Consider the following 12,201-nt stretch of genomic DNA (forward strand, 5'->3'; position numbering starts at 1 on the left):
TTATTTCGACTCCTTCGCTTCGTAGAATGCAATTTGTTCTTTAATGTTTTGTGGTTGAACTTCAAACATATTTTTCAAGAAATCAGATACTTTTTGTTTTGGAACTTTATCTGCTTCTGCAATTGCTACTTTGATTTCTTCTTTAGTTTTTTCAATTACTTCGTTTTCTTTTTCTTCAGACCATAAGCCTTTGTCTTCTAGATATTTACGGAAACGAACTAGTGGATCTTTTTGTACCCATTCGTCATCCATATCTTTCGAACGGTAACGAGTTGGATCATCACCTGATAATGTATGTGGACCATAACGGTAAGTTAGTGTTTCGATTAAAACAGGACCATTGCCATTTGCAGACCATTCACGTGCTTCTTTTGCGATTGCATAAACTGCTAGTGGATCCATTCCGTCAACGACGATTCCTGGAATTCCTGCGGCTACAGCTTTTTGTGCTAATGTTTTAGCTGCTGTTTGTTTTTCACGAGGTGTTGAAATCGCAAAACCATTGTTTTGGATGATGAACACGCCGTTTGCATGATATGCTCCTGCAAAGTTGATTGCTTCATAGAAATCACCTTGTGAAGAACCGCCATCACCTGTATAAGTGAAGACAACGTTTTTCTTGCCGCGTTTTTTCATTCCTAAAGCAACACCAGCTGCTTGGATGTATTGTGCACCAATGATGATTTGTGGTGGTAGAGCATTTAATTCTGGCGCATAGTGGTTACCAGCTACGTGGCCACGAGACCATAAAAATGCTTCTGTTAATGGTAAGCCGTGTTGAACCAATTGAGGTACATCACGGTAACCTGGTAATAGATAATCTTCTTTTTCCATCGCAAATTGACTTGCTAACTGACTTGCTTCTTGTCCAGCAGTTGGTGCGAAGAAGCCTAGACGACCTTGACGGTTCAAAGCAGTTGAGCGTTGGTCTAATACACGTGACCAAACCATACGAGTCATTAATTCTACTAATTCGTCATCTGATAAATCTGGTACAGCATCTTTGTTTACGATTTTCCCATCTTTATCTAAAATTTGAAATGTTGGGAAATCAGCGTCGACTTTTTCCATAAGTGCTTTAAAGTCAATAGGTTTTTGTTTCTTTGCCTTTGCCATTTTGTCACACAATCCTCTCTGTTACGTTTCTTTTTTTCGTAAAAAATAAAACAGCGTTAAAAACTGTATTACTTTTTATCGACTACACTTACAAATTATCACTAATCAGATAAAAGAGCAAGTAAAAAGTGAGCATTTCTTTAAATTTCATTAAAATACTTGAAACCTTTCGTATCAAAGGTTAGTGATTAAAATCACAAATAGGAAACCGTTTTACAAATGGCTTTCCTAATCATATCTTTTGACAACAGGCTGTTATAGTCATCCAGTTCATTGTTATGCTACAGAAAATTCACAAGTTAGACATTATTTACTGAAAAATGAACATACTTTTCCAAAACATAAGAAAAAGAACAAAGACAAAAATTGGTGTATTTTGTCTTTGTTCTTTAAAAAACGAATATTCATAATTTAAAAATAGTTTTTCTTCATTCTTTACGAATAACAACTTCAATCACAAAAAAATTTTTCGGCATTTGCACTTAAATAGTTTGTTGTAAATGAATGAATCAAAATCTTAATTTCGATAAAAACTGCTCTTTAAAAAAATGAACTTCGTCTTTTTTTGAATTAAATCCACTCTTTGGTCATATGAATATAAAGTCGTTTAGCAACTTCCACTGTAATTAAATATAGTACAATGATCAAAATGAACCAGCCCCAATAATTAGCTGGAAGTTTCACAAAGTCGAAAAACTCCCGAATTGGTGTTAAGACAATCAATAATCCTAAAACCACTGCTCCTAAGCTGGAAAGAATCACTGCAGGTGATGCGATACTTTGGATAAATGGTAACTTTCTTGTCCGGACCATTTGAACAACTAACGTTTGACTAACCAAGCCAACCACGAACCAACCTGTTTGGAACAAATGTTGGCTTCCGATTGTATTGGCACTAAAGACAAACCACATTACGAGGTAGGTCATGATATCAAAGATACTACTTACTGGACCAATACATAAGGTAAACTTCATCAAGCCATTCGTTTCCCAACGTACAGGTTTCAGTAAATCTTCTTCATCTACATTATCCCAAGGAATAGCTAATTGCGCGATATCATAGATTAGATTTTGAATCAGTAATTGAATCGAAAGCATTGGTAGAAATGGTAAAAAGGCACTTGCAATCAAAATTGAAAAAACATTTCCAAAGTTAGAACTGATCGTGATTTTAATATATTTCATCATATTACTAAAGACTTTTCGCCCTTCTATCACGCCATCTTCTAAAACGTTCAAACTTTTTTCCAACAGAATGATTGAACTAGCATCTTTCGTAATATCAGCTGCTGTATCAACTGAAATTCCTACATCTGCTTTACGAAGTGCTGGTGCATCATTGATTCCATCTCCCATGAAACCGACTGTATGACCATTCCCTTGCAGTGTTTCAATAATTCGAGACTTTTGCATCGGATTTAATTTGGCAAATAAATTGGTTTTTTCGACTTCGTCTTTCATTTGTTCATCCGACATATTATCGATATCAGAGCCAAGTACAACATGAGACACTTCAATTCCTACATCCCTACAAACCTTTTTAGCAACAATATCATTATCACCGGTTAAAACTTTTACATTGACGCCATGTTCGTGTAAGGATTTGATTGCAGTGATCGCTGATTTTTTGGCTGGATCTAAAAATCCCATAAAACCGATCAGCGTCATTCCTTGCTCATCTTCAACACTATAAATGGCTTCACTATGCACATCTTTTTTAACAGCAACTGCTAAAGCGCGCATACCTTGTTCATTCATACGAATATTGACTTCACGCATTCTTTTTTGTAATTCAGGTGTTAACGGTACGATCTCTCCATTGATTTCAGCATGTGTACAAACTGCTTCCATCTCTTCTACTGCCCCTTTAGTGATCATAAATTGATGACCATCTGCATTGACCACCACCGTTAAACGACGACGAGAAAAATCAAACGGAATTTCATCAAGTTTTGTCACGGAATGATATGGACTTTGATTTTTATTTTCCTCATAAAAGTTGATCACAGCGACGTCCATCAAGTTTTTCCAACCAGTTTGGTAGTGAGAATTTAGATAAGCCATATCTAGAACTTGATTATTAAGTTCGCCTAGTGGATCTAAGTGTTGAACCAAAACAACTTTGTCTTCCGTAATCGTACCGGTCTTGTCAGTGCAAAGAATATCCATACTACCTAAATTTTGAATAGAAGGTAATTCTTTCACAATGACTTTATGTTTGGATAAACTTAATGCCCCTTTTGCTAGGTTACTCGTTACGATCATTGGCAACATTTCAGGCGTTAATCCAACAGCGACTGCAATTGCGAAGAAAAACGCTTCGCCCCATTCACCTTTTGTAATGCCATTAATCAAAAAAACGATTGGAAACAGGATCATCACCATTCTTAGTAAAAATTTACTCACCTTTGTCAAACCAATATCAAAAGAAGTCTTTCCACGTTGTGTCGTAGCATTTTTAGCAATATCACCAAAAAAAGTATTTTGTCCAGTCTTTAAGATAATCGCTTTTCCTTGTCCACTCAATACGTCAGTTCCCATAAAAATCAAGTCCTGCATATCTAAGGCGGAAACAGATTCTGAATTTTTATCAATACCTGCATCCACAAATTTTTCTACTGGCATTGACTCCCCTGTTAGAGAAGATTGATTAATAAATAAATCCTTTGTCCAAATCAACACAGCATCTGCTGGGATCATATCACCCGTCGCAAGCGTTACAAGATCCCCAGGTACAACTTCGTCCATTGGAATTTCTTTCGTTTGACCAGTACGTGTTACAGCAGTCGTATTTTCGATAAGTTCTTTTAGATTCAAACTCGCTTTTTGGGAACGATATTCTTGAATAAAGGCAATAATAACACTAGCTAAAATCATGATTCCCATCACAAGTGCTGCTTCAAAATCTTTTGTTGCAGCTGAAACGACCATCAATAAAGCTAAAACATAAACAAATGGATCTTTAAATGCTTCTAAAAACATGATAATTGCTGGAGTTGGCTTCTGTGCGGATACTTCATTTGGTCCATATTCTTCCAAACGATTCTTTGCATCTTCTTCAGATAACCCATTTTCTGATGTCCGTAGTTCCATCATCAATTCACGTTCAGAAAGCATTGCTAATTTTCTTAATTCTTGGTCTTTTGTTGTTTTCTTTGTATCTACTATTTTTTTATTCATCATTTTCTTTTCCTCCTTTGCTTCATCTGTTTGAAGGGAAAGAAAAAATCATTTCATTTCCATCGTCTTCAAGATGAAGGCTACATTTAATTTATTTCTCGTCTGACTGGGGTCTTCCATGTGACTCTTCCTCTCTTTCGTTTACTTTGGAACGATGGATTTTTTGTTAGGTGGGTATTTTACTATCCTACAGACTGTTCCTTGTACTTTTTTTACTATCTGGTTTTTCTTCTAGCTGTTTGGTTCTTTCTGCGGAACTTCTCTCCTTGCAGTCGCCAAGTATTGTTCATCATCAGCTCTGGCGTAGCCAGTACGTTCTTCTGTTCTTAGACTTTTTGTTTACTAGCTTCTGTTTTCCTTCTACACGCTTGTTTCTTTTTGCGGAACTTCGCTCCCTATGGTCGCCAAGTACTGTTCATCATCAGCTCTGGCGTAGCCAGTACGTTCTTCTGTTCTTAGACTTTTTGTTTACTAGCTTCTGTTTTCCTTCTACATGCTTGTTTCTTTTTGCGGAACTTCTCTCCTTGCAGTCGCCAAGTACTGTTCATCATCAGCTCTGGCGTAGCCAGTACGTTCTTCTGTTCTTAGAGTTTTTGTTTACTAGCTTCTGTTTTTCTTCTACATGCTTGTTTCTTTTTGCGGAACTTCTCTCCTTGCAGTCGCCAAGTACTGTTCATCATCAGCTCTGGCGTAGCCAATCGCTGTGATTCACAGCAAAAACGCACACTCAACAATAGAGTGTGCGTGAAATAGCAACATAAATAACAGTTTCTCTATCGTTGAGCTTTAGCACTATAGGGCGTAGATAATTTCTTATCAGCTACATTATGAATAACCTTCACGATCATTCCTGTTCAACCAACTAAGAGTCTCTCGATTCTTTCGCGGCAGTAGCTTGTGTCCAAATAGGAGCCTCACCTAACAATTATTCAGTTATTAGTCCTTAACCATCATAGTTCATATTTTTACAATTGTCAAAAGAAAAAACCAACAAATTATAGTTGTTTTTCGGTGCGTTTGTCCCTTTACCAGTAAAGTCTTTTCCTCCATAATAAGCACCAATTGCTATGGTTGTGGTCGCACTTGCGATGGTCGACCACCGTTACGCTTTTTCTAAACCCGTTAATGGCTTCCCTGTTGTCAGTTCTCCTGTAATTGTTTGAAAATACTCGCCAACCAAACCCTTTTCTGGTTTCGTCAAAATATCTAGGTATTCTTTGTATTTTTCATTGAATTGAACGTCTGCTTGTGTGACTTTACTTGGATCGGTCACCCACATCCATACGTAAGTTGGACACGACAACGGTAACGCCTTCGTTCTTGTCGCGGTATTGGTTGGTTCTTTTATATTGTTTAAGGCATTGGCTGATTGACTACAAGAAGCGGATACATTTTCATAACGAATAAAGCTAGACTAATTAGATGATTAAAAAATTTTTTTTGTACGAAAAAAGAGCTAAGCCAAAACTTAATAAGTTTTGACCTAGCTCTTGATCAACCAAAATTATAACGAGGATTCTTCCGCCTCAGTCATATCTTCAATATATTTATAAACTTGTTGTCCTGCAATTCCGCCTTCGCCTACTGCTGTCGTGATTTGACGTAATGTTTTTTCACGAACGTCTCCAATAGCAAATACACCAGGCATACTTGTTTTCATATCTTGATCTGTTTCAATCCAGCCTTCTGCATTTGTTAAACCAGATTTTTTGAATGGCTCAGTCAATGGATCAAGTCCAACATAGATAAAGACACCATCTGCTTCAATTTCCTTCACTTCATCGGTTAGGATATTTCTTAATTGTCCACCTGTCACGACCATATCATTCCCAACGATTTCTTCTAAAACAGTATTCCATTCAAAAGAAATTTTTTCATTGGCAAACGCACGATCTTGGATGATTTTTTGTGCACGTAGTTCATCTCGACGATGCACAATCACAACTTCTGAAGCAAATTGTGTTAAATAAATCGCTTCTTCAACCGCTGAATCCCCACCACCAATCACTAAAAGTTTTTTATTACGGAAAAAGGCCCCATCACATACAGCACAATAAGAAACACCGCGTCCTGCAAATTCTTCTTCGCCCTTCACACCTAATTTACGGTGTTCACAACCTGTCGCAATGATTACAGTTTTCGCTTGATACGTTTTATCATCACAAATAACTTCTTTGTAGGTACCTTGATCTTTGATATCCATCACAATACCGTAGGCATTTTCAGTCCCAAATTTTTCGACGTTTTCGTACATTTTATAAGCTAACTCAGGTCCCATGATTGAATCAAAACCTGGATAGTTTTCTACTTCAGCTGTGTTGTTCATTTGTCCGCCAGGCGCACCGCGTTCAATCATCAATACCGAAAGATTAGAACGTGACGCATATAGCGCTGCAGTCATTCCAGCAGGCCCTGCCCCAATTATAATTACATCATACATAAGTCATTTCACCCTCCGAATTTTTCAAGTACATTTACTTTACAACTTAACAAGTTGAATGTCTATCTTTCTGCCCAATGATGGTATTTTCAAAATAAATTTATTTCGTTTTTTATTATAGCATGCTTTTTTTTGGATAGCATCTCTTTTGTACTTACTTTTAATAAGAAAAAAAAGATTTAGAACTAACTTTAAAAGTCACCTCTAAATCTAACTGTACGATAAGGAAAAGGAACGAGTACGCTGTGCTTCCATTGCATCAAATTCTATGTGCTAAAGCACTAAGATTTGATAGCGTCCGAAATAGGCAGAAATTCACAAAAAGTTGAAAAGTAATTTTCGTGAATCTCTTCTTATTTCTAGGAGCTAAACGCTTTTCTCAGGCTCTTTTTTATCCTTCACTATTTTGTAATTGATACATATCTGCGTACAATCCATTTTGAGCTAATAAATGTTCATGATTGCCGCGTTCGACGATCCGACCTTTGTCTAATACTAAAATTAAATCGGCATCACGAATAGTAGATAATCGGTGAGCAATTGCAATTGTAGTCCTACCTTGACGCATATTTGCTAACCCTTCTTGAATCATCCCTTCTGTTTCCGTATCGATATTCGCTGTAGCTTCATCCAGTACAAGGATTTTTGGATCGGTCACAATTGTTCTAGCAAATGAAATCAGCTGACGTTGACCACTAGAATAGCTTGCCCCTCGTTCAATCACTTTAGCATGGTATTTTTTTGGTAAAGTTTCTATAAATTTATCTGCCTGAACAAATTCTGCCGCGGCTTTAATTTGTTCATCCGTGATTTTTGGATTCAACATTCGAATATTCCCAGCGATATCACCATAAAACATAAAAGCATCTTGTAAAACCAGCCCTAATTTTTTTCTTAATTCAAGTAATGGGTACTCACGAATATCCCGATCATCAATCAAGATTTCACCTTCATAAAATTCGTAGAATCGCATCAAAACATTAATGATCGAGCTCTTACCACTCCCGGTGTGCCCAATCAATGCAACTGTCTCACCAGGATTCGCAATAAAACTGATATTATTTAAAACATTATTCTGACCATCATAAGAAAAACTAACATTACGAAACTCAATTTTCCCACGGATAATTTCGGCATTAGCTCCGATTTTTTGCTGTGGTGTGACTTCTTCGTTATCAAAGATTTTCAATATTCGACTACCAGCTACCATCCCATCTGTAAAAACACTTAGAAAATCCATCATTTGTGTCATCGGGTTAAAGAACGCTTGGACATAGGTCACAAAAGCATAAATCATTCCAACTTCAACAGGAGAATGTAGTGCGTCATAACCAAACAAAGTCAATGTCAAACCAATCGCTAACGTATAGAGGAAATTAATGATTGGACCTAAAAGCAAAGAATTCGTTTTGATCATTGAAAAACGTGTCTGTAAATAATCATTATTGGTCGCTTCGAATTCTTTTTCCAAACGTTGTTCTTGTCTAAATTGCTGAATGATTTGCATCCCTGATATATATTCGTTTAACTTTGTATTCAACTGACTTAATTTTTCACGCATACTTCTATAGATTCTAGAACTGAATTTTTGATAATACCAAATCACAATCAATAAAATAGGTAAGAAAATCAAGTTGTACAACGCAATTTTCCCACTGATTTGAAACATCGCAATAAAGGATGAAATTACGGCAAAAATTCCTGTTAACACCATCAAAAAGACATACCAAAATTCAAACAACGTTTCTGTATCATTCGTGACACGTGAAACAATCGACCCCGCTGGTGTTTGATCGAAATAACGCATCCCTAATGTCTGTAACTTTTCAAACAACTTCACACGAATATACTGATAGGTTTTTAGTGAAGCATTGGAATATAAAAACCACTGGAAAAACCAGACGATACTTTTAACCATCACACCGAATAGATATAGCCCAGCAAAAAAGAGAATCACTTGATTAGTAGCCGTTTTCGGTGTTAAATAATCATCCATGAAGGTTTGAATGATTCTTGGTAAAATAATATTGATAATTGATAGGATCAATGCAAACAAAATCGCTGTAAAAAAAGTCCGCCGAAATGGCCGTGCAAATTTTAGCAATCGTTTGACGATCGAGACTTGTTCTTTTAACGGAACCGATTTTGTCCATTCTGATTCGTATTTTTCTTCCATTATGCTTCACTCCCTTCAATCTTCGCTTCTAATTGTTGTTTATCCCACATGCGCTTATACCATCCAGCAAGACTTAATAGCTCTTGGTGCGTCCCACGTTCAACGATTTTCCCTTCATCTAAGACGATAATTTCTTTTGCGTGCATAACACTACTTAATCGATGGGCTGAAATAATCGTTGTTTTTTCTTTTCTTGCTTCTTTCAGATTAGAGAGGATTGCTTCTTCTGTTTTAGCATCGACCGCTGATAAAGCATCGTCCAAAATCAATAATTCAGGATCGACAATCAACGCTCTAGCAATTGAAATCCGTTGTTTTTGACCACCTGATAAAGAAACACCTCGTTCTCCAACCAATGTATCATAGCCTTTAGGAAATGCTTTGATCTCATTATTTATAAAAGCCATTTCAGCTGCTTGTTCCACTTCTGCTTCTGTAAAATCAGGATTAGCAAAACGAATATTATCCCGTACAGTCATTGAAAACAGAAAATGATCTTGAGGAACATACCCCATTGAATTCATTAACGCATCCAATGAATATTCTTTGATGTCATGCCCACCAAAAGTCACTTGACCTTGATAATGATCGTATTCACGCATCAACAATTTTAAAATCGTTGTTTTTCCGGCTCCTGTTTTACCAACGATGCCTAATGTTTCTCCCACACCAATCGTAAAGTTGATTTGTTCCAACGTTACGTGGTCATCTTTAGGATAAGTAAACTGAGTAATTTCCATCGACACCTGACCTATAGCAGGTGTTTGTATTGCATCTTTTTTCTCGATGATATGTGTTTTTTCATGCAGCAACTCATTCACACGATCATAACTTGCATTGCCTCGCTCCAAGACATTGAACAAACGACCAATGGCAAACATCGGCCAAACCAGCATCCCAATATAGCTGATAAACGATATCAACTGACCGATTGTGATCGTGCCTTCCATAATAAAACGTCCGCCTATAATAATTGTCAAAACATAAGAAATCCCAATGATCAACGTAATAAACGGATCAAATAAAGCATCTAGAAAGTTTACGCGCTTGTTTTTCACAATCGCGTCATCAATCTTTTCTGTGAAATCTTGAATATCTTCTTTTTCTTGCCCGAAAGTTTTGATAACTTTTATTCCAGTAATACTCTCTTGTGTTTTGTCGTTGATTGTTGAAAAGGCTGCTTGTGAATCACGGAAAGCATCATGTAATTTCGACCCTAAAACTCTAGACGTGACCGCCAATAATGGTAACGGAATCAATGCAATCAATGTTAAACGCCAATCCACAAATAAAATCATCGCAACAATCGTGGCCCCACCTGTGATAAGTGAATCTGCAAAGGTCAGAATCCCTGCTCCTGCAACATTCTGAATAGCATTTAAATCATTCGTTGCATGAGCCATCAAATCACCTGTTCGGTATTTCTGATAAAAAACAGTATCCATTTTTGTAAAATGATGGAATAATTGCCGTCTTAACTCTTTTTCAAGCTTTGCTGCACTACCCCAAATGTGCGTCCTCCAAATATATCGAAAAATATATTGTGCTAATGCTGCTGCTAATAAAATACTGACCCAAAATAAAATAGGTTTTATCGTCAGATTTTTTGCAGCGATCTCATCCACCACGATACCGATAACTTTTGGCGGAACTAATTGTACAAGAGCTACCATAACCAATGAAAATACCCCAATGATATAGCTTTTTTTCTCTTGTTTGAAAAACCACCCTAACTTTTTAAAAATAGACATTTACATTCTCCTCTTCTAAATTGACTACTGTGCGCTCACATCATTCATTTGTTGTTTACTCATTTCAGTACAACTCCTTTCATTTATTAAAAAATAAGTACAAAAAAACGGACCAAAAAATCGGCCCGTTGCACTCTTGAATGTTGAATAGCAGCAAAAAAACTTATTTGTCTCCTTGGTTCTTCATTTGCTGCATCATTTGACGAATCTTCTTCTCAGAAGGTTTTTGTCCCATAGACATCATCATCATCCGTAACATATCCTCATTAACGGGAGGATTCTTTTTAAAATAATCTTGCATATATTTGCGCGCAAGGAAAAATCCACCTGCTGCACCTACTAATAAAGCGATAATCGCGATCAATACTACTAAACCTGTTGACATATAAAACTCTCCTTTCTATTAGAAAAGCCAGACAAGAACTTCTGCGGATTTGTTGTGCAGTCACTATTCTTATCTTACTTACCGTTTCTTATTTTTAATGAGGGGATTTATCCCTCTTTTGACAAATTGCTCTCAAGAAATCATTTTACTAGAAACAGACCGAAAAGAAAAGGTCTTTTGTCATATTCCTCACAAGAAATTTTCAAAAGACCATTTCCGCTTTTTTTCGCTTTTTTTAAAGAGTAAAATTGAGCCTACTGCCCTTCAATTTTTTCCAATAAATCAGGATCAAATTTTTGTGATTTTAGCATCGCAATTTCGTAGCCATATGGTGCTTTGCTCGTTTTTTTATCCGCTCCGACATAAGGTGTTTCTAAAATTTTAGGTAATTCTTTTAACTTTTCATGATGAACAACTTTATTTAACGCATCAAAACCAATTGTTCCAAAACCAATATTGGCATGACGGTCTTTATGAGAACCCATCGGATTTTTTGAATCGTTTACATGGATTACTTTCAAACGATCTAATCCAATAATTTTATCAAATTCTTCCAAAACTCCGTCAAAATCATCTTTTACGTTGTAACCTGCATCATTGATATGACAGGTGTCCATTGTGACAGACAACTTTTCATTTAACTTAACACCTTCAATGATTGTTGCCAACTCTTCAAAGGTACGACCCAATTCAGTGCCTTTGCCTGCCATTGTTTCAAGTGCTATTTGCGGAATTTGCTCTTTCCATAATACTTCATCAAGTCCCTTGATAATCTGCTTCAGACCAGCGTCTACGCCGGCTCCAACGTGAGCACCTGGATGAAGTGTGATTTGCGTCGCTCCTAATGCATGCGCACGTTCAATTTCTTGACGTAAAAATGAAGTCGCAAATCCAAAATTCTCTACTTTAATTGTATTTCCTAGATTAATAATATAAGGAGCATGAACCACAATATTGCTCAGATTGTGCTCAGCCATGTATGTTTGACCTGCTTCGATGTTCATTTCTTCGATTGGTTTACGGCGTGTATTTTGCGGTGCCCCCGTATAAATCATAAATGTTGTTGCATTATAACTTGCGGCTTCTTCTGCCGAACCTAATAACATTTTTTTCCCACTCATGCTAACATGTGAACCTAATAACATAATGATCC

Annotated in this window: 7 protein-coding genes, 1 pseudogene and 1 riboswitch; all 8 genes and pseudogenes read right to left on the reverse strand. The window is 36.7% G+C overall.

Features of this window, described 5'->3' with window-relative positions:
- Positions 1–1,116, reverse strand: a complete 1,116-nt coding sequence (pdhA, locus tag AC1PU0_RS10840) for a pyruvate dehydrogenase (acetyl-transferring) E1 component subunit alpha (RefSeq protein ID WP_010764467.1) — start codon at positions 1,114–1,116, stop codon at positions 1–3.
- 570 nt (positions 1,117–1,686) lie between these two features.
- Positions 1,687–4,311, reverse strand: a pseudogene (gene mgtA, locus AC1PU0_RS10845) (magnesium-translocating P-type ATPase); the annotation flags it as partial.
- A 749-nt stretch (positions 4,312–5,060) separates the two neighbouring features.
- Positions 5,061–5,229, reverse strand: a riboswitch (M-box (ykoK) riboswitch).
- Between the two features lie 169 nt (positions 5,230–5,398).
- Positions 5,399–5,599: a hypothetical protein gene (locus AC1PU0_RS10850; protein WP_479998321.1), complete on the reverse strand. Its 201-nt coding sequence runs from the start codon at positions 5,597–5,599 to the stop codon at positions 5,399–5,401.
- A gap of 201 nt (positions 5,600–5,800) precedes the next feature.
- Positions 5,801–6,736, reverse strand: coding sequence for a thioredoxin-disulfide reductase (trxB, locus tag AC1PU0_RS10855; protein WP_206848172.1), 936 nt, complete (start codon positions 6,734–6,736; stop codon positions 5,801–5,803).
- A 391-nt stretch (positions 6,737–7,127) separates the two neighbouring features.
- Complete coding sequence (locus AC1PU0_RS10860; RefSeq protein ID WP_206848171.1) at positions 7,128–8,912, reverse strand: ABC transporter ATP-binding protein; 1,785 nt, start codon at positions 8,910–8,912, stop codon at positions 7,128–7,130.
- Entirely contained in the window at positions 8,912–10,663 is a 1,752-nt protein-coding gene (locus AC1PU0_RS10865) for an ABC transporter ATP-binding protein (protein WP_206848170.1), read from the reverse strand. Before AC1PU0_RS10865 ends, AC1PU0_RS10860 begins: the two co-directional genes overlap by 1 nt.
- 163 nt (positions 10,664–10,826) lie before the next feature.
- The gene (locus AC1PU0_RS10870) at positions 10,827–11,048 is read right to left on the reverse strand and encodes a YneF family protein (protein WP_069633758.1); all 222 of its coding nucleotides are present in this window, start codon (positions 11,046–11,048) and stop codon (positions 10,827–10,829) included.
- Between the two features lie 254 nt (positions 11,049–11,302).
- Positions 11,303–12,193 carry a deoxyribonuclease IV gene (locus tag AC1PU0_RS10875; RefSeq protein WP_206834034.1) on the reverse strand — a complete coding sequence of 297 codons (891 nt, stop codon included), beginning with the start codon at positions 12,191–12,193 and terminating at the stop codon, positions 11,303–11,305.
- Positions 12,194–12,201 lie beyond the last annotated feature (8 nt).

It is taken from the genome of Enterococcus sp. XAF26B05_ASV22 (genome assembly GCF_056727285.1).